Source organism: Pandoraea sp. CB10b_02 (assembly GCF_002216225.1).
Lineage (GTDB): Bacteria > Pseudomonadota > Gammaproteobacteria > Burkholderiales > Burkholderiaceae > Pandoraea > Pandoraea nosoerga.
In genome coordinates, this window is record NZ_NJGW02000009.1 from 191,556 (window position 1) to 211,002 (window position 19,447).

Annotated in this window: 17 protein-coding genes and 1 tRNA gene; 11 read left to right on the forward strand and 7 right to left on the reverse strand. The window is 64.1% G+C overall.

The genetic code is table 11. From position 1 onward, the window contains the following. Positions 1-96: 96 nt before the first annotated feature. Positions 97-876, forward strand: coding sequence for an exodeoxyribonuclease III (gene xth, locus CDN36_RS12220; RefSeq protein ID WP_150555995.1), 780 nt, complete (start codon positions 97-99; stop codon positions 874-876). Between the two features lie 96 nt (positions 877-972). On the opposite strand, the gene CDN36_RS12225 is transcribed toward xth, so the two are convergent. The 6 genes from CDN36_RS12225 to glnA all read right to left on the reverse strand — a co-directional run bounded on the left by CDN36_RS12225 (position 973) and on the right by glnA (position 10,581). Beyond that, on the reverse strand, positions 973-1,956 hold the full coding sequence (locus CDN36_RS12225; protein WP_150555996.1) for a flagellar brake protein: 984 nt from the start codon (positions 1,954-1,956) through the stop codon (positions 973-975). A gap of 285 nt (positions 1,957-2,241) precedes the next feature. Next, the gene (locus CDN36_RS12230) at positions 2,242-5,094 is read right to left on the reverse strand and encodes a pentapeptide repeat-containing protein (protein WP_287496836.1); all 2,853 of its coding nucleotides are present in this window, start codon (positions 5,092-5,094) and stop codon (positions 2,242-2,244) included. A gap of 120 nt (positions 5,095-5,214) precedes the next feature. Further along, positions 5,215-6,096: a dTDP-4-dehydrorhamnose reductase gene (gene rfbD, locus CDN36_RS12235; protein WP_287496837.1), complete on the reverse strand. Its 882-nt coding sequence runs from the start codon at positions 6,094-6,096 to the stop codon at positions 5,215-5,217. Positions 6,097-6,151: 55 nt separating this feature from the next. Beyond that, the gene (gene ntrC / locus CDN36_RS12240) at positions 6,152-7,726 is read right to left on the reverse strand and encodes a nitrogen regulation protein NR(I) (RefSeq protein ID WP_287496838.1); all 1,575 of its coding nucleotides are present in this window, start codon (positions 7,724-7,726) and stop codon (positions 6,152-6,154) included. Between the two features lie 62 nt (positions 7,727-7,788). Continuing rightward, complete coding sequence (gene glnL / locus CDN36_RS12245; RefSeq protein ID WP_150556019.1) at positions 7,789-8,895, reverse strand: nitrogen regulation protein NR(II); 1,107 nt, start codon at positions 8,893-8,895, stop codon at positions 7,789-7,791. A gap of 270 nt (positions 8,896-9,165) precedes the next feature. Next, positions 9,166-10,581 (reverse strand): type I glutamate--ammonia ligase, encoded by a 1,416-nt coding sequence (gene glnA / locus CDN36_RS12250; RefSeq protein WP_150556000.1) that lies wholly within the window; start codon positions 10,579-10,581, stop codon positions 9,166-9,168. A 616-nt stretch (positions 10,582-11,197) separates the two neighbouring features. Between glnA and CDN36_RS12255 the strand changes: the two genes are divergently transcribed. From CDN36_RS12255 to CDN36_RS12300, 10 genes are all read left to right on the forward strand, one after another. Further along, complete coding sequence (locus tag CDN36_RS12255) at positions 11,198-11,665, forward strand: rhodanese-like domain-containing protein (RefSeq protein WP_150556001.1); 468 nt, start codon at positions 11,198-11,200, stop codon at positions 11,663-11,665. 89 nt (positions 11,666-11,754) lie between these two features. Beyond that, positions 11,755-12,372, forward strand: coding sequence for a LysE family translocator (locus tag CDN36_RS12260; protein WP_150556002.1), 618 nt, complete (start codon positions 11,755-11,757; stop codon positions 12,370-12,372). A 357-nt stretch (positions 12,373-12,729) separates the two neighbouring features. Next, on the forward strand, positions 12,730-13,059 hold the full coding sequence (locus tag CDN36_RS12265; RefSeq protein WP_174966382.1) for a DUF4148 domain-containing protein: 330 nt from the start codon (positions 12,730-12,732) through the stop codon (positions 13,057-13,059). Positions 13,060-13,593: 534 nt separating this feature from the next. Further along, positions 13,594-13,833 (forward strand): hypothetical protein, encoded by a 240-nt coding sequence (locus CDN36_RS12270; protein WP_039410578.1) that lies wholly within the window; start codon positions 13,594-13,596, stop codon positions 13,831-13,833. Positions 13,834-14,049: 216 nt separating this feature from the next. Continuing rightward, complete coding sequence (locus tag CDN36_RS12275; protein WP_150556004.1) at positions 14,050-14,235, forward strand: hypothetical protein; 186 nt, start codon at positions 14,050-14,052, stop codon at positions 14,233-14,235. 72 nt (positions 14,236-14,307) lie between these two features. Continuing rightward, positions 14,308-14,383 (forward strand) — tRNA-Lys (locus CDN36_RS12280). 368 nt (positions 14,384-14,751) lie between these two features. Beyond that, on the forward strand, positions 14,752-15,768 hold the full coding sequence (locus tag CDN36_RS12285; protein ID WP_253577693.1) for a hypothetical protein: 1,017 nt from the start codon (positions 14,752-14,754) through the stop codon (positions 15,766-15,768). A 6-nt stretch (positions 15,769-15,774) separates the two neighbouring features. Continuing rightward, positions 15,775-16,347, forward strand: coding sequence for a hypothetical protein (locus CDN36_RS12290; protein WP_253577691.1), 573 nt, complete (start codon positions 15,775-15,777; stop codon positions 16,345-16,347). Between the two features lie 444 nt (positions 16,348-16,791). Beyond that, positions 16,792-17,082, forward strand: coding sequence for a hypothetical protein (locus tag CDN36_RS12295; RefSeq protein WP_253577689.1), 291 nt, complete (start codon positions 16,792-16,794; stop codon positions 17,080-17,082). A 469-nt stretch (positions 17,083-17,551) separates the two neighbouring features. Continuing rightward, positions 17,552-18,295 (forward strand): YoaK family protein, encoded by a 744-nt coding sequence (locus CDN36_RS12300; RefSeq protein ID WP_039220579.1) that lies wholly within the window; start codon positions 17,552-17,554, stop codon positions 18,293-18,295. A 470-nt stretch (positions 18,296-18,765) separates the two neighbouring features. Here the strand turns inward: CDN36_RS12300 and CDN36_RS12305 are convergent, their stop codons facing one another. After that, positions 18,766-18,990 (reverse strand): hypothetical protein, encoded by a 225-nt coding sequence (locus tag CDN36_RS12305; protein WP_052106085.1) that lies wholly within the window; start codon positions 18,988-18,990, stop codon positions 18,766-18,768. Between the last annotated feature and the right edge of the window lie 457 nt (positions 18,991-19,447).

Genomic DNA, 19,447 nt, shown 5'->3' on the forward strand with positions numbered 1-19,447 from the left:
CCGGCGCCCGCCCTGTCGCGCCCTATGCCCGTTGCGCTCTATCACGCGCCCCATCACGCGCCCTATCACGCTCCGTAAAGAAGAGAACCGATTTTCATGCAACTCGCCACCTGGAACGTCAACTCGCTCAAAGTTCGCCTCGCTCACGTGCAGGATTGGCTGCGCGGCAATCCGGTCGACGTCCTGTGTCTGCAGGAACTGAAGCTCACGGACGAGAACTTTCCGATCACGGAGCTCGCCGCGCTCGGCTATACGTCCCACTTCACCGGGCAGAAGACCTACAACGGTGTTGCGCTGCTCATCAATCATGCCAAGGTGGGCGAGGCCACGGACCTCGTGAAGAACCTGCCGAACTTCGTCGACGACCAGCGGCGCCTCATTGCCGCCACCGTCGCCGGGGTACGCATCGTGTGCGGGTACTTTCCGAACGGACAGGCCGTGGGCTCGGAAAAGTTCGCATACAAGCTGAACTGGCTCGACGCCCTCACCCACTGGATCTCCGACGAAATGGAGCGCCACCCCCAGCTCGCACTGCTCGGCGACTACAACATCGCGCCGGAAGACCGCGACGTGCATGATCCGGCGAAGTGGGAAGGCGAGAACCTGGTCTCGCCGCAGGAGCGTCAGGCATTTGCCCGCCTGCAGGGACTGGGCCTGCGCGACACGTTCCGCATGTTCGAGCAGCCCGAGAAGACCTTCAGCTGGTGGGACTACCGCATGGGCGCGTTCCGCCGCAACGCCGGGCTTCGCATCGATCACATCCTCGTGTCGTCGACGCTCGCCGAACGCTGCACGGCCTGCGAAATCGATCGCGTGCCGCGCACGTGGGAACAGCCCTCCGATCACGCGCCGGTCGTCGCCACGTTCAAGGACTGAACCGCCGCCGCACCGTAGCGCATTGCGCGTCGCCCCCGGTATCCACAGGAACGGCACCCGGCGCGGGCGCCGTTCTCTTTTCCTTGAAGCCGCGAGTCACTGTCCCGTGCGCGGATCCGTCAGGCGGGACTCGTAGACGAAGCAGCGGATCGCCGCCTTGTTGCGCATATCCATCTGCATGAATTCGAGCCCGTACACCCAGGTGCCGTCCGCGCGCGGACCATCGGCACTGCGCACAGCCGCCATGCCGAGAATGGGCACGACGTCGGCCCCGACTGGCACGCGAAATTGCAGCGCGACCAGGTGACAGCCCTCGGGCAGCGGCGCCTTCGCCACGATCCCGGCACCGTCGGCGCTGATGTCGCGCACGAGCACGAGCCACTCCGGCGTGTCCTGCGGGTCGGCCAGCATGCGCGTGAACGACGCGCGCGAGGTTTCATCGAGCGGCGACAGCCGCGCCACCAGCCGCGTGTCGACGCGCGGCGTGCGCCGCACCGGCGTCTCGCGCACCTGCGCGGGGCGCGACAGGACCACGTAATCGAACGGCCCCTGGTGAATGCTGTGTACGTCGCACATGAACTCGTACAGGTTGTCGCCGGGGAACGTCCACAGCGCCAGCGTATCGCCCGCCACGACGGGCAGTCGTGCCTGCGCCGAGGACGGCGGCGTGATGATCAGCATGCCGTTGGGCGCACGCCCGATCAGGCGCGCGCGCACGCGCGTGGTCTCGGCCTCCGGCGCGACGCGCACCTGCAGCCAGGCGCCGATCGGCAGCGGCACGGGCAAGCCTTGCAAGTAGACGGTGGATGCGGGCGCGCTCAGCGGCGACGCGGCGTTGGCGGCCTCGCCCCGGCCGGCAGCCTCGCCTGTCACTGCCGCCTCGGGCAGCGGCCGGTGCGGCGCGAACATCGTGAAAAGCCAGTCGAGGTCGGCTTCGGACGGCAGCCGTTCGCCTGCGGCCAGCAGGGGCGTGCCGTCGGCGTCGAACAACGGCCATGAAAGCGGAGCGCGCGCGTCAAGCTCGCGGCGGTTGACCGCCACGAACCCCGGATAGCCTGACGCAGTACTAGTCGAATGCATGATGCCTGGGAGGGTGTGACACCCTTGAGAGCCTGGGAACGAGGCGTCGGCCTTCCCAGCACTCCAGCATGCGGGGGCGCATCCTAGGCGCCCCTCTTCGTGCTGTCATGCGAGACCAACACCCCTGCAAATGTCGCCAACCACACAAGCCGCCCGTTCGCCCGATTTCGACCGGCCCCAAACGGCTTGGATGCGTATTCCGTCGAAAGGAAACGTCATGCGCGTCCGTATTTTTACCACGAAAGCCGAGGCGCCCTGACGGCCAAATACGGGCCAAAAACGGTGTCAATCCGAACGGTGTCGATCCGTCCGCTCCCCATCGGGCGGCAATGGCCGCGGCTCGATAACGCGGCGCAAGGTCGCGGGCGGCAACGGCAGGCGCATGGCCCAGTCCCATGGCAGCGTGTGACGGCACGCGTCGGCCAGCCCGCGCAGGCCGCGCACGGGGGAACTCGCGAGCCAGCCGAGGAGGTGAGCGCCAAGCTGCTCCGGCGAGACCGCATCGGCGCCGGAGGCCGCGAGACTGCCGCGCAACGCCTCGACTTCCGCCATGGGCGCCGCCGCGCCGGTCCCTGTCGTCCCTGGCCTTCCCACCAACCCCGCCATCGATTCGTTGAGCAGGGCGAGCGCGTAGCTGCGGTAGAGCGCCTGACGCGCGCCGTTGGGCGAAGAAATGCCTGTGCCCCCCGGGGCGCCGCGTGCCTTCGCCGGCCGGTCGGGCTGTGTGGAAAGCCACGCAAGGCCGCCCGCGAGCGCCGCCAGCCACGCGCCACGCGATATCGAGACGTCCCGGCACGCACCGCCCCCTTCGGCCAGCCGCGGCGCATGGCTGAACACTTCCTCGATATCCCGATGGGCTTCGCGGCGCAGCCATGGCATCATCGACGCGCCCTCCCTGCGCACCGTCGCGTCGAATCGCTCGGCGATCGCCAGCGGAAATTCGGACGGAGCCGCCTGCACCCATGGCGCCGGTGAGCCGGCGGCGGGATGCGGCCGGTTCCGAATGATCGCATGCGCGTCACTCGCCAGCGCGGCGCCGACCCAGCGTCCCAGCAAGCGGACGAAGCCGTCGAGCGAGCGCTGCGTCGGCCACAGATCGGCCAGGCAGCCGGACTCGCGCAACAATGCATGCACCTGTGACGGCGTGGCCGGCAGGAAGTCGTCAGAGGCGTCGGTGGCATCGGTGGCATCGGAGTGGCCGGAGACGGCGCGGACAGCGCGGACGGCGTTGCGGGCCACGGCGCGCGCGCCCAGCCAGTGCAGGTCCGGCACCGTCGCCGGCAAGGCGGCGTGCCGGGCGTCGAACACCATCGCAAGACAGCGCGTCGGCACACGCAGGGCCACATCGCCATTCGTCAGCAGCACGAACGACGGGTCGAAGGCGTCCACGCCATCGAGCGAGAGCGCCGCATGCAGCGGCGCGGGCAGCGCGCCGAACCAGGCCGCGCGAAGACGCCGGGCGCGCGCGGCGCCGATGCCGCCGGCCCCCTCGCCCGCCCAGAACAGCGCCTGGCACATCGGTGCGGCGAGCGCGCGCACCTCGGCCGGCGACGCCGTATTGCAGCGTGTCTCCAGCGTCGCCATGAGCGCCGGCAAGATCCATGCGGCCTGCTCGCCGGTGAGCTTCACTTCCGCCAGCCGGCGCAGCGTCCGCGTCAGCCATTGCCGCCGCAACCCGGCAAATGCATCGTGATCGCCCACGCCACCCACATCGCCTCCCGCCGTCAGCAGCCTGCCGAGCCATTCGCTGCATTGCACATGCAACGGCAGACGGGGCAATGCCGGTGCGCGCGCGGCGTCTGCACCCAGGACGGGCCCCGCGCTTATCGCCCTGAGCAGCTGCGCGAAGACGTCGGCGCGCAGTGCAGGCGCGTCGGCAGGCAAGGTCATCCACGATCGCGCGACCTTGTCGAGTTGCTCGGGCGGCAGGCTGCGCAGCCAGTGCGCATCGAGCCGCAGTCGCGCGCCTTGCCACTGCGTGCCGGCGAGATTGCAACCTGCCCCGAGCCGGACGTCCGTGAGCCTTGCGCCGCAAAACCGTGCGCCGCGCAGGTCGCACGCCACCCAGGACGCACCGGTGAGCTTCGCCCCACGGGCCTGCCAGCCCGTGAGATCGCATTCGCGAAATTCCGCACCGCGCAAGTCGGCCCCGCACGCATTGCACTGCGGCATGGCCATCGCCGTCCAGCGCGTCTGCCTGGCTTGCGCCGCCGTGAGCCGCATGCCGCGCGCGCTCCCGCCCTCGAAGCTGGCGCCGTGAAGGCGTGCGCGCTGAAACGAGGCCTCATCGAGCCGGACGCGGCGAAACGTCAAGCCCTGACACTTCGCCTCGCCGAGATTCGCATCACGCATCACCGTGTCTTGCAAGGTCGCGCCCCGCAGGTCCGCGCGAAAAAGCCGGGCGCGGGTCAGGTCCGCCGCGCTGAAGACCGCGCCTCGCAAATCGGCCGATTCGAAGTCGGCATCGACCTGATGCGAATGATCGAATCCGGCGTTGCGCAGCGATGCACCGCTCCACCAGGCGCCGTTGCCATTGACGCCGGCGAGGTGGGTGCCGTCGGCCACGATGCCGCGAAGGTCGCCGGCCGGTAGCGAAAGATCGGACAGATTCGCGCCGCGCAGGCGCGAAAGCGACAGCACCATCGCGACAACCGGGGCGGGCCATTCGCGCAACGGGGTCCCGCGGTATGCCGCCGGGTCGTGGAACGGTTCGCCGGGAAGGGCGAACCAGCGCCACGCCGGCTCGGACCGCGAACGCGCCGCCTTGCACCACTTCACGAGCTCGCCCGCGACGTCCGCGGCCTTGCCCGCCTCGCACAAATGGGCGAAGCGCACCCGCCAGACGCGTGCGGCCGCGGACCTGGCAAGCGGCAACGTTTGCGTGACGACGTCGGCACGCGCGCTGTGTCTTTCCTCACGCGAGTCCGCGGCCATCATGTGGGTGATCCAGGCGACCTGCTGTGCGATCTCGCGCCGCTCGCTCACACTCGCGCGAAGCATCGCGAGCTGCAGCGCCCGGGGCGGTGCGCCGGGTTCGTTCGCCGGCCCGGCCGGGTCAATGGCCGATGCTGCTGCGACCGCCGACGGCAACGCCATCGGATGCCGTGCGTCGGGACTCGCGTTCGGGAATCGCATCATGCGTAGCTCCTCGTCGCGCGCTCACGCCCGCGCGCAAAAAGCCATCATGTTGCAGAAAGCCGTGGAGGCCGCGCGTTGAGGAATTTCCGAATCGACGTGCGGCCCCGGTGGGAAGGGGTCTTATGCGAGACAGAGCGTCAGCGCATCGCGCCAATCAGGCGCGCGCACGCCGAACGTGCGGGCCAGTTTGTCGTTGTCGAGCACCGAATAGGCCGGGCGTTTAGCCGGCAGCGGATAGGCAGAAGTCGGAATCGCCACAACGCTCGGACGCTTCTGCGTAGCGCTGCGCTCGAGGATCGCCTCGGTGAAGCCATGCCAGGTCGTCTGTCCGCCCGCGCTCATGTGATAGAGGCCGCCGTGCTCGCGCCAGAAGTCGGTGTCCACGCCCTGCTCGGTCAGTCCCTGCGCGAGCACTTGAGACGTAAGCTCTGCAATCGTGCGGCACCACGTCGGCGCACCGTACTGATCGGCCACGATGCGCAGTTCGTCACGCTCTCGCGCGAGCCGCTGCACCGTCAACAGGAAGTTGGCGCCGCGCGAACCGTACACCCAGCTCGTGCGCAGCACCAGATGGTTTGCGCCGCTCGCGGCAATCGCCGCTTCGCCGGCCAGCTTCGTGCGGCCGTAGGCGTTTTGCGGATGGGTGGGGTCGTCTTCGCGATACGGCGTCCGCGAGGTGCCGTCGAAAACGTAGTCGGTGGAGTAATGCACCATCAGCGCCCCGCGGCGCGCGGCCTCTTCGGCCATGACGCCCGGCACGATCGCGTTGACCTGATGCGCCGCGGCTTCTTCGGTTTCCGCGCGGTCCACCGCCGTATAGGCCGCCGGATTGATGATCAGGTCCGGCGCGAAATCGCGCACCGTGCGCACCACGCTGTCGGTGTCGAGCAGATCCATCTCGGCCCGGCTCGGAGCATGCACGTCGCCCATGCCCTGCAGGCAGCGTGCCAGTTCCCAGCCGACCTGCCCCGTGGCGCCCGTCAACAGGATGCGTCTTGCCATGATCCGACTCCCTCGTCGTTGATTGGTGAAACGAGGGAGCCTACCGCGATTGCCCTCAGCTTTCCAGTCCCAGCTCCTGAATCTTTCGGGTGATGGTGTTGCGGCCGATGCCCAGACGGCTGGCCGCTTCGACCTTGCGCCCGCGCGTGAAGTCGAGGGCTTCGTTGATCAGCGCCGTCTCGAAACGGCGCGTGAGCTGGTCCATGACATCGGGCGACGCCGAGCGCAGCAGGCGTGCCACCTCGCGGCGCAGAATGGGCTCCCAGCTCTCGCCGGCAGCCGTCTCCCCCGTTGCCGCGAGCGCGCCGCTGCCCGACGGCATACCGCCGGAGGGCGGCGCCCCGAACGACGAGGTCGGAACCACCGTGCCATAGCCGGAAGACGGCATCCCGGGCGCGGCGCTCGCCGGCGAGGCGCCGGCGGTGTAGGTCGGCACCGGATTGGCCGCGCCGGCGGGCGCTGGCGTCGATGCGGGCGCCAGCGACTGGAATTCCGGCGGCAAGTCCTTGATCTCGACGGTCTGCGCGGGCGCCATGACCGTGAGCCAGTTACTCAGGTTCTCCAGTTGCCGCACGTTGCCCGGAAACGGGAAGCGCGTGAGATGCGCCAACGCCGCCTCGCTGATGCGCTTGGTCTCCACGCCAAGCTCGCGCGCACTCTTTTGCAGGAAGTGCCGCACGAGCAGCGGAATGTCCTCGCTACGCTCGCGCAGCGACGGCAGGCGCAGGCGAATCACGTTCAGGCGGTGATACAGGTCTTCGCGGAACAGCCCCTGGCGCACCCGGTCTTCGAGGTTCTGGTGCGTGGCGGCAATCACGCGCACGTTCGCCTTGATCGGGCTGTGGCCGCCCACGCGGTAGTAGTTACCGTCCGAGAGTACGCGCAGCAAACGCGTTTGCAGATCGAGCGGCATGTCGCCGATTTCGTCGAGGAACAACGTGCCGCTTTCGGCCTGTTCGAAGCGCCCGCGGCGCGTGGCCTGGGCGCCGGTAAACGCGCCGCGCTCATGACCGAACAATTCGGATTCCAACAAATCCTTTGGAATCGCGGCGGTATTGAGTGCAATGAACGGGCCCGACGCACGCGGCGAATGGCGATGCAGCGCGCGCGCGACGAGTTCCTTGCCGGAGCCGGACTCGCCGGTGATGAGCACGGTCGCGCTCGAATGGGACAACCGGCCGATGGCCCGGAACACATCCTGCATCGCGCTCGCCTGCCCGAGGATTTCGGGCTCTTCGGTCATGCGTTCGTCGTCGGTCGCCTCGCGCAGGCTCTCCTCCACGGCACGCAGAATCAGCTCGACCGCGCGGTCCACGTCGAACGGCTTGGCGAGATACTCGAAGGCGCCGCCTTGAAACGCCGCGACCGCACTGTCCAGATCCGAGAAGGCCGTCATGATGATGACCGGCAACCCCGGGTGGCGCTGCTTGGCCGCCTGCAGCAATTCGAGGCCGGAGCCGCCCGCCATGCGGATGTCCGAGACCAGCACTTGCGGCGAGTCGTGTTCGAGCGCCGCGCTCGCTTCGCGCGGTCCCGTAAAGCTGCGTACCGGCAAGTTGGCGCGCGTGAGCGCCTTTTCCAGCACCCATCGAATCGATTGGTCGTCGTCTACTATCCAGATCGGCTTCATTGTTCACCGTGTAACGTCTATGCCCGGCCGCAGTGACTACGGCCGACGGCGTAAGGGCCGCATCAGCCCAGGGGCAGCAGGATTCGGAAATCCGTCCGTCCAGGCCGGCTTTCGCATTCGATCAGACCGTCGTGGCGCTGCACGAATGACTGCGCCAGCGTGAGTCCGAGGCCGCTTCCGCCATCGCGTCCGGAGACGAGCGGATAGAAGATGCGGTCACGAATGTCGGCGGGAATGCCGGGCCCGTTGTCGATCACATGCAATTCCAATGCCAGCTTGTGCAGTCGTTTGGCAATCGTGATCTTTCGCGCCACTCGTGTACGCAGCACGATGCGTGCGTCGCCCCTCGCGATCTGCTCGCGCAGCGCCTCGGCGCCGTTGCGCACGATGTTGAGCAGCGCCTGTATGAGTTGCTCCTTGTCGCCCCGGAAGTCGGGCAGGCTCACGTCGTAGTCGCGCTCGATCGACAGGCCCTGCGGAAACTCGGCCAGCACCACCGAACGCACGCGCTCGCACACCTCGTGGATGTTCACGTCCGTGGCGATGTACGGATGCCGGTGCGGCTCGAGCAGGCGATCGACGAGCGTCTGCAGCCTGTCGGACTCCTTGATGATGACCTGCGTGTACTCGCGCAGCTCGCGCTGCTCGAGCTCGAACTCGAGCAGTTGTGCGGCGCCACGGATGCCGCCCAGCGGGTTCTTGATCTCGTGCGCCAGATTGCGAATGAGCTGCTTGTTCATCAAGGCCTGATCGATGATGCGCTCCTCACGCTCGTTCTTGAGCTTCTGCTCGTTCTCGATGAGCTCCACGATCACGAAGTCAGGCGCCGCTTCCGGTGCGGCCACGATCGCGTGCGTGTGCAGCGGCTCCTGCGCGGTGCGTTCGAGCACCAGATCGAGGCGCGTCGACTGGAAGTGATTGCCGATGAGCTCGGACATCGTCGACGCGAGCACGTCGCCGTTGGTGAACACGTCGTTCCACGTCATCTGCGAGAGCGAGCGGCGCGAGAGCGCGAGCAGCGCTTCGGCCGCCGGATTGGCGAAGACGACGCGCAGCGTGTACTTCTCCAGCACCAGCAGCACGGTGGGCAAGGCTTCGAGGCCGGGGAGCATGCCGGTCGCCGCGAGGCGCGCTTCCCACAGCTCGGCGGCGTCTGCCGCCGCGCGCAGATCGGTCGTCTCGGGGGACGCACCCGCCGCCCCGGCGAGCGCGGAGTCGTCGGACGCCGACGGCGAGCCGTTCCCGGCCGTTCCCTTCGCAGCAGCGCGAACACTTTTCATCAGGGATCCAGGCGATAGGTTCATGAAGGGCTACATGGTCTATAACGCGCCGCAGACAAAAAAGGGGGACGGCCGCGGCCATCCCCCCGTGCTTGTCGAGCATGACGGTCGGCCGCTGGCGTTCCGTCATGCCGGCGCATTCCCTGCGCGGCGATTCGCTTACAGCGAGTAGTACAGTTCGAACTCGAGCGGGTGCGTGGTCATGGCCACACGACGCGCTTCGTCCGTCTTCAACGCGATGTACGAATCGAGCATGCCGTCGGTGAACACACCGCCTCGGGTCAGGAATTCGCGGTCTTCGTTCAGGTACTCCAGCGCCTGCTCGAGGCTCGAGCACACGGTCGGGATCTTGGCATCCTCTTCCGGCGGCAGGTCGTACAGGTTCTTGTCGGCAGCCTCGCCCGGGTGGATCTTGTTCTGCACGCCGTCCAGGCCGGCCATGAGCATGGCGGCAAAGGCCAGGTACGGGTTGGCCATCGGATCCGGGAAGCGCGCCTCGATGCGGCGGCCCTTCGGGTTGGCAACGTAAGGAATGCGGATCGAGGCCGAACGGTTGCGGGCCGAATAGGCCAGCTTCACGGGCGCTTCGAAGTGCGGCACGAGGCGCTTGTACGAGTTCGTCGACGGGTTCGTGATCGCGTTGAGCGCGCGGGCGTGCTTGATGATGCCGCCGATGTAGTACAGCGCGAACTCCGACAGGCCGCCGTAGCCGTTACCGGCGAACAGGTTCTGACCATCCTTCCAGATCGACTGGTGGATGTGCATGCCCGAGCCGTTGTCGCCCACGACCGGCTTCGGCATGAACGTGGCCGTCTTGCCGTAGCTGTGCGCCACGTTGTGCACGACGTACTTCAGGATCTGCGTCCAGTCGGCGCGCTGAACCAGCGTCGAGAACTTCGTGCCGATTTCGTTCTGGCCCTGACCCGCCACTTCGTGGTGGTGCACCTCGACCGGCACGCCCAGTTGCTCGAGCAGCAGGCACATTTCCGAGCGCATGTCCTGGAACGTGTCGACCGGCGCCACCGGGAAGTAGCCGCCCTTCGTGCCCGGACGGTGGCCGGTGTTGCCACCGTCGAATTCCTTCGACGACGACCACGGCGCTTCTTCCGAGTTGATCTTCACGAACGTGCCCGACATGTCCGTGTTCCACTGGACCGAGTCGAAAATGAAGAACTCCGGCTCCGGACCAAAGAAGGCGGTGTCGCCCAGCCCCGTGCTCTTCAGGTAGGCTTCGGCGCGCTTGGCGATGGAGCGCGGATCGCGGTCGTAGCCCTTGCCGTCGGCCGGCTCGATCACGTCGCAGGTCAGCACCAGGGTGCTTTCTTCGTAGAACGGGTCGATATAGGCAGTGTTGGCGTCCGGCACCAGCAGCATGTCCGAGGCTTCGATACCCTTCCAACCGGCGATCGACGAACCGTCGAACGCGTGGCCGCTCTCGAACTTGTCGGCGTCGAAGTGCGACACCGGCACCGAGACGTGTTGCTCCTTGCCGCGCGTATCGGTAAAGCGGAAGTCGACGAACTTGACGTCTTCTTCCTTGACCAGATTCATCACATCTGCCACAGATTTGCTCATGCTATCTCCCGAAAGATTCAATCTGGCGCTGCTGGCGCTCGTCGCCCGCATCGCCGCACCCTCTTAACGAACTCCGTGTTCGGATTCGCCAGTGATAAGCAGGAAGCGTGCCACCCCCTCACCTCTGACCGGATGTCCGGTTCGCCGCGCGCCGTCCCCCTGATTTCTAAAGGAATAACCGGGCGAGGGCGCGCTCGCCCGAATTCCCTGCTCGCGGACCGGCATTCCCCACTTTGGTGCATTTCCGGTTCCCACATCCCCAATATGGGGCATATTGCGATTATGCACCTTTTTAGTGCTGCCAGACGACATTCGCGACCCGTCATCGTGCATTGCGACGCACCGCTTTGATGCCTTCGTCCTGAAACGCCGTCGTGTCGAAACGCGGGCCGAGCCCGTCCGCGGTGCGCCGTATCTGGCATATCCGCCGTCCGCCGTATCCGACGCTCGGACGTATCGGACGTATCGGACGTATCGGACGTATCGGACGTCCTCGGCACGTAGCGGACGGCCTCGTGACGTATCGGGAGACGACCGGATGTCACGCAAAGCGCATCTCGCTGCGAGGGCACGCTAGAATGCAGGACAAACCATCGACCAACGAGATCACAGCAATATGACAAGCGCCAAAGCCATTCTCGAGCAAGCCGCCCAACGCCGCGCCAGCGGCCAGCTCGCCTACGCGGGTGCCGTGACGCCGGAAGAGGCGCTGGCCCTGCTCAACGCCGATCCCAACGTGCGTCTGATCGACGTTCGCACGCGCGCCGAACTCGACTGGGTCGGCCGCCCGCAAGTCCCCGACGGCCAGTACGCCAACGTCGAATGGGTGCGTTACCCGGGTGGCGTGCCCAATGAGCATTTCCTCGAGCAACTCGCGTCGCAGGCACAGGACAAGAACACGCCGCTGCTGTTCCTGTGCCGCAGCGCTGCGCGCTCGAAGGCCGCGGCGAAGGTGGCTTACGAAGCGGGCTACACGCAGTCGTTCGACATTCTCGAGGGCTTCGAAGGCGACAAGGACAGCGCCGGACACCGCAAGCAAGTGAGCGGGTGGTGCTTCCGCGGTCTGCCGTGGATCGGGGCCTGAGGCGAAACGGATCGATGTGAGCATCGAGCGCACGGCGCGGCCGCGCTCTCGTGCATGATGACTTGTCGTCGAAGCGAGGAGACGCGCTGATGGACTGGACACATTTGCTGACTTTTGCGCTGGCCCTGCTCGTGGGCGCCGGCACCCCGGGGCCCGGCATTGCCGCGATCGTCGCGCGCGTGCTCGGGCGCGGCACGCAGGGCGCCATCGCCTTCACGGCCGGCGTGGCGATCGGAGATGTCGTGTGGCTCACGCTCGCGGTGCTCGGCGTCGCTGCGCTGGCACACACGTTCTCGGGCGTATTCCTCGCGATCAAGTACGCGGGGGCGGCGTATCTGCTCTATCTCGCATGGAAGATGTGGCACGCCCCGGCGATTGCGCCGACCGAGCCGATGGCCGCCGTGCCGCGCGAACGATCGTGGCGCCTCTTTCTCGGCGGCCTGTCGGTCACGATGGGCAATCCGAAAGTGGTCGTGTTCTATTTCGCGCTGCTGCCCAACCTGCTGGATCTCCAGCGCGTGACGGCGCTCGGTTATCTCGAAGTCGTCGGCGTCACGTTGGCGGTGCTCACGCTCGTGTTCGGCACCTATATCGTGCTCGCCGCCCGGGCGCGACGCCTGCTCAGTTCGGCACGCGCGGTGCGACGCCTGAACCGCGCCACCGGCACGGTCATGGCCGGCGCGGCCGTCGCCATTGCGACACGCTGAGTATCGCGCATCTGTCTCAGCCCGGCCGGCCACGTACCGACGCCACCTTCGGGTGGCGTTTTCGTGTCGGCTTCGGGTTGCCGCGAGCGCAATGTCCGTCCGGCTCGGCCGCCTTCCCGACCGCCCCCCCGCCTTCCCCCGCCTTCCCCCGCCTTCCCCCGCCTTCCGGTGGGCGCCCACTCGATAGCCGCGCCTCGATTGTTGCGATTCGCGTAATTATTTATTGGCTCAATTGCCGTTTTTCTGCGATAGCCCCAGGCCTACACTGCCTTCAACGGTCGCGCACAACGCATACCGGCAAAGCCGGTACCCATGCATTGCGCGCCCCCGCAACACAGAAGAACAGGAGTTATCGCCATGAATCGCAAGCTCATCGCTTCGGCGCTCGTCTCGGCCATGTTGGCTGCCGCCGCAGGTTCGGTTTTCGCCCAGGCCGCACGCACCAGTGACGCCTATCCTGAAGGTTCGCAACTTGCGTGGGTGCCGCAAACCTCGCAGATCACCCGTGACCAGGTAAGGCAGGAACTGGCCGACGCCCGGGCTCAGGAACTGATCCCGCAAAATGACTACGAGTATCCGGCCCTTGCCACGTTCAAGAGCCAGGCGCCGGCCAAGAGCCGCGCTCAGGTCTATCAGGAACTCGTGCAGGCGCGCCAGAACGGCGAAATTCGGCGCTCCAATCCGTAAGTTCACGCGGCCGCATGGCGCAAGCCTGACGTCGCGGTGCGTGGTCCCGGCGATCGTTGCCGCACGCGCAGCGCGTCGATGGCATCGCGTGCGCCGCGCGAACGAATCGCATCGGATGTCTGGATGTTCCCGGGGCCGTCCGGCGCGAGTCACACCGCCCCTCGCCGTGTTGCCGTGATCCGGCAATGCGGCATGACGCGCGCAGGCAGGAGGCATCGCCTGCCTGCGTTGCGTCACCTTGTCATCTTGCGACCTCGCCACTTCATCGTTTCATCCCTTCGTATCGTCCCACCGACAGGCGCGCGCCCACGCCTTATCGGGCAACCGGGCCGCACGCCGTACCCGCTCACTTCCCCTCGGGTCCGGCATGCCGTACCGGATTGCCTACGGGCGCATCTCCTGTCCCCATGCGTTCCCCGTTATCGCATGGGACTTTCGCCCGCTCCCCGCCCAGGGAGCGGGCTTTTTTCGTTGGTGCGCGCAGGCTGCGTGCTACCATGCAGCCGTTTCAATTTGCATAAACAGGATCATCCGGTGAGTCAGATCGAATTCGATATCGAGTGGACGGAGCGCGCAGCGAAGAAGGCCGAACGTCTCGTCCCCAAGGGCACCCCTCTCGCCCTGCCGCCGATCGAATGCATGCCGGCCGAGGGCGACGTGCTGTTCCTCGGTCAGGGCGACAAGAAGCAACCGTTCATCGTGGTCGAGCGTCAGTATCATCACGAAGGCGAAGACGCCTGGACGATCATCCTGATTCTCGATCTGCCGGAATAACGCGCTCACGGCGATGACGATCCACGCGCGGCGTCCGGCGGGCCCGGGCGCTCGCGTGCGACGTCAGCACAGCGCGAATTCGGATACATCGCATCGCAGCACCGCACGGCGCGGCACTGGGGAAATCCCGGTTGCCGCGCCGCTTTGCTTGGAAAGGGCCGCTTTCTATACTTGAAACGCGTTCCAACTCGCGTGATTGCGGCAGGGAGATCGGCAATGATCATGCCCCACCTTTCCAACGCTCAACTCGTCAGCATGTTCGCGCTTGCCGTGTTCGGCGCGATCGTCGTGGGTGCGATGCCCTGCAAGGGGGCCATCCGAATGTGCTGGCGCTCGCTTCTCGTTGTCGTTGGCGCCGTCCTCGCCGTGCTGGCATTCGAACTCGTTCCGCTGCTCGCCTAGGGCCTTTTTCGCGGATTTTCACCATTAAGGGTTGACCCCATGCATAAGAGCCGATATTATCTCGGTCTCGTTGGGGCGTTAGCTCAGTTGGTAGAGCAGCGGACTCTTAATCCGTAGGTCGAGTGTTCGAGTCACTCACGCCCCACCAAAGAATTCAAGGGCTTAGCAGCGATGCTAAGCCCTTTTTCTTTGCCCTCGCAGTTCTGATATTAGACAGCGTCTAATATCAGGACCGTCCACGTGCTTCCGTTGAGAGTTGGGACAGTTCTCTGGGCCCACGCTCAGTTCATTGCGCATGTCTCGCTGCGAGGCACCTCGCACGTGATCCTCCGCCGGCGACATCCGAACACTGCCTTCGGAGTTTTATCAGCGCACGCCCCCTTACCAGCTATCGGCCCATGGGTTTACGCTAGACTGCGCCCCGAGTTTCGATGTCGTACGCTTGTCCGACTCGACCAAAAATCATGCGGCGGACCACCGCAAAAAATCGAGGCACAACACTATCGGGGGCAAAGTTTGGCTCGTAAAGCACTTCGCAAGCAGCTGTTCTACAAACAGGCAACGTTTCTGCAACCGTCCAAGCTGACGCTTCAGGACCTTTTGGCACGCGCTCTCAAGAAGCTGAAAGTCGCCAAACGACAAGAATCCTTGACCGAAGGCGGCGCCGACGTAGAAGGAGTCTCTGGCCAAAGCTGGATGCGATTTATCAATTCACCACGAGACTATAGCGGCCTGAACTTTGGCGTACTGACCCTGTATTCGCCGGGCAAACACCAGCTCGTCATCGACACCGCCATCGATGAAGAAAAGGACGAGCTCGATGTATCAAAGCTGGCGCCGCCCGCCGGGAAACAGTTTCCGGAGGCACCGCTGTATTTTGGGGTCAGAGAAAACCATGTCGTCCTGATACAGTCAAAAGCTCAACGAACCAGCGATTTCGAAGCGCACCTCAACTGGCTACTTGTAACAGCGGGCTGCATCGACGGGACCCAGCGGGTAGAATTGAGCGATGTGATCCCCGAAGACACCCGGAAAAAGCTTGAGAAGGCGCCGATCAAAAGCCTGTCTATCGGTGCTCCATTGGTCAGCGAACCTGCGGCTGGTGTCTCAGATGCTCATGGGAAATCGATGGTTGCTGCTGCCGTCGACAAAGTGGCAAAAGGCATTGGTATCGACGTTCTGAAGGGGCTACTCTCTCAGAAGGAGTTCTCGGCGCTAAAGCTCGATGAACTCACTTCTATCCCAGACATCCAGGTTCGACTACAGATCAAGGTCGTCGGCCACCGTAAGGATGAAACCGGGAACGACGAGGTCATGAGGAAGATCATGCATGAGCTCCGGCACGTAGACGACCCCAGTTTCTTCCAGGCTGAGGTGAAAGGCATGGCAAAGCTCGATGGATCCGCTTTCAGGGTACAGGCATACAAGCCCGTTGGTAGCTACGATGGGGTACTCGATGTCAGTGATGCGTATGAGGTCATGCGGTCTTGGTTGGAAGCCATCGTCGATAGTGGAACGATCAAACCCAGTTGAAGCATTGTGAAACTCGCCGGTTTTGTTCTCGGACTAGTTGCAGCGTGGGCGCTCCAGAAGTGGGCGCCCAGCTTCATCGCGTTCGTAACGAACACCGCTGGCTTCACCGGCATTCTGTCCGGCATCGCGACGGCCCTAACTTCGACTTGGGTAATCGCATTCAACCGATTGTCCGCGTTCGAGAAGCTCGATGATCTGACAATTGATCAGCGCAAGCATGCTCAAGCTCGAGCCCGAACCTTTCGGAAGGGCATTCTGCGCACGATCGCGATCAACGCCATAACGCTGGTGATTGGGCTCGCATCCGTCCCTCTGGACGCCCACTTGTCGGTCGGTTCGTTCTCGGCGGCTTACGTGCTCTTCCCGATCGCGTGTGTATGGATTCTGGGGTTCGCTCAGTCGATCAGCGTTCTTCACAACATCGATGAGAGTCGAATCGCGATCGTGGAAACGCAGCTCGCAGAAAAGCAGAAGGCCGCGTTCCTGCAAAAGCTGCGCGACGAGGAAAAGCAACGCCCCGTCGATCGCAACGATGCACATTTGAAAAACTACACCCAAACACACCGATATCAGCACTGAGTCTCCGATGGCACCACTATCGGCGACGCTTCGTTGCTTGACGGACATCGACTCGGCGCCGATAACCTGACCGCGCCGCGCGCTCAAGTTGCTCATCGAAAGGTCAGCGCTGCCCCTACCCGGGGGCAGCGCATTGTTAATGATCTCGTCAACCTGACGAATCGCCTCACGCACTTCATCAGCCGTGACATCCCTCGTAAATGCGGGAACCATCTCCAACGCTCGCGCGTACATGCTCACTGCATTGGTTAGCTGTCTAGACTGCCTAACCGCAACAATGTAATTCACGCGCAATTAGCGATTGCGCATCGAGCCGCGCAACGGCTGCGGCACATCCCCGCAAGGCCCAAGCATCCGTGCATTACCATTTCTCACAGGCGGCTGTAGACTGGGCTGGTAGCATCGGCCGGACGTTGAGTCGTCCCGCCCAAGGAGTGCCTTGTGATGGAAGTGCATCTCACTTACGAGCGAATCACCGCGTGCGCAGAACGCGAGATCCGGCACCATCTCACCGAAGCCGCGTCACGGCCGCGCGGCAGCCATGCTGCTGACATCCACCTCGGCGCCGCGATCGGCATATTTGATCTGTGGCGCTGCCTAATGGTCGAACTCGGTATCGAGCAGGGCGAAGCCGGCTATATGTCAGACGCCCAACGCCTGGAAGCCATTCTTCGCCTTGCCTCTCTGTCCGGAGCGGTCTCCGCGCCCGCCCAGGGCGACGGCGAGACTGCATAATCAGAGCGCATAACACTGCGTAGAAAAATTCGCTCACCGACCGCAGCGCGGCCCGCAGCAGACGATCCGAAACGCCTGGTGCGTGCGTGCATAAAAACCGCTCGATTTTGCGGCCAGGTGGGGCGGGGTCACAACTGCGCGCGTGCGTCGCGATCGGCTTCCTGCGGTGAGTGCGCGCTCCGGCGACCTTTTGCCGATTCACTAAAGATTTTCCGGGAAGCAATGGGAAGAATGCTCGTGTTCGATCACGAAGAAACAGCGAGATTGCAAGGAGCGAGGTCAGCGGCGGAACCCAGGCAGGGTAGGCCGGATCACGGTTCCAACAAGCATGCAGCCACCGGCTAAGGCAGGTTTGAGGCGCTTCACTATCGAAACCACCCCGTTCCCCATATAGGGAGATCGTGTTACGATCTTGCCAATCACTGGGACGCTCTGAAAGCTCAGTCGCCGCCGATTTCTCGGGGTGGTCATGCCGATCAATTACCTCCGCGAATTTACAACGCCCGAGCGCAACGACGCGACGAATCGCCGCCTCGGAAGATCGCTTGCGTTCGTCGCGGGTGCGACCAACGCCGGTGGATTTTTCGCCGTTGGCCAGTACACATCGCATATGTCTGGCATCGTGTCATCGCTGACCGATAGCGTCGTGCTGGGCGACATCAAGGTCGTCGTGGCAGGGTGCTGCTCTTTGCTCTCTTTCCTCGTTGGCGCCGCCACGTCCGCTATCTTGATCAATTGGGGCCGCCGTAAGCGTTTGAGCAGCCAATACGCGATGCCGCTGATGCTTGAAGCTACACTGCTGCTCTTCTTCGGCCTTCTTGGCTCAAGACTCGAAACGCGCCATGTGCTCTTTGTACCTGCAACCGTCTGCCTCCTCTGCTATGTGATGGGGCTGCAGAACGCCATGATTACAAAGATCTCGAAGGCGGAGATACGTACGACACACGTCACTGGCCTTGTGACAGATATCGGGATTGAGCTTGGTAAGCTATGTTATTGGAACACTCGAGCAAGCTGCCGGGATGTCGTTCGCGCGGACCGACAAAAACTAAATCTTCTCGGATCTCTATTGCTGGCATTCGTAACGGGTGGACTAGCAGGAGCATTCGGTTTCCGCAACGTCGGCTTCGCCTCAATTGTTCCTCTTGCAATTGTCCTCATTGCGCTTGCTGTTGTGCCAGTTCTCGATGACATGCGCGCCTTGCGAAGTTAGCCGAGATGCTGGGTGATATGGATCGGATGCGCCCCTTGGTCTTGCCGAGGGACATTGGTATGGGTCTCGTCGTCCTCTGCGTTGAGTCAGCTCACCACGGCGACGAGGTCTACTGAGAACGGTTTTCTCAGTGACGGTCGTGCACTCGTGCGTCAGCCCTTCCCTATCTTGAGGATCCGAAGCGCATGCCCCCGATGTGGCGCAAGCATAAACGAGATGTGCACCACAATTCCGAGACATGCCAGTGTCGCAAGAGGCGCGTGGCTTCGGCTGCGATAAATGTGCCGCCTATCGCCATTGTCGCAACACGATTCCCATGGCCGTGAATGCAGTTGGCGCGCAAGCCGAAATCCGGACAAGCGCCCGCTCTCCGTCGTGAAGGGGCGCGGTCCATGTCGGGCTTCGCCATCCCGCTTTCGCGGCGTAGTGCGCGATTTGATATGCAAGCATCTGTCGGGCGACGCCGATGTTCAGTGCGTCTGTTGGTGCATATGTCGCTCAATCGCGGCCACGGCGAATTCGAGGACGTGACTGGCGGCTAGCTCAACGGCCGTGCCGGCACGCAGGTATTGGCGAATCGGAACCACTTGTAGCTGATGACTGCCATCATTGTTGTCCACGATGAAAATATTGGCCATCCCCGTGTCCGGCACCGCCACAATCTGAATTGTCGTGCGAGATACGGTCACTTGCATACTTACTGTTGACATGCTAGTCGTCCGGTTTAGGCCGACGATAGTATGCCCCCTTGGTAGCCCATTGAATTTTCGTGTAAACCACTTTTCCAGCTGCGCGGTGACAAAATTGTGGGGCCTATGAGCGCTTTTTATGTCTGAAACAACTGGCGAGAGTCATCGTGGCGAGCCGAAGGCCAAAAAATGACGTATTGCAGCGCAAGATTCATACTGCGCACTGCAGCGCGTACACTGGTCGCGGCCGCTATAATCCATCCTTGCGCAGGCGGTCCAGCTCCCCAAGTGCTGTGGTGATGACTTCAAGGATATGTCGTACAACCTGTTCGCTGGACATCCCGGCGTCGAGGTACTCGGGGGTGTCAGTGGAGTTGCCCCTGTAACTCAGGACACGCGGACACCGTTAGGTTGATGACACCGCATTACGCCTGAACTCGCGAGGCGAGCGGTATTTCAGGGC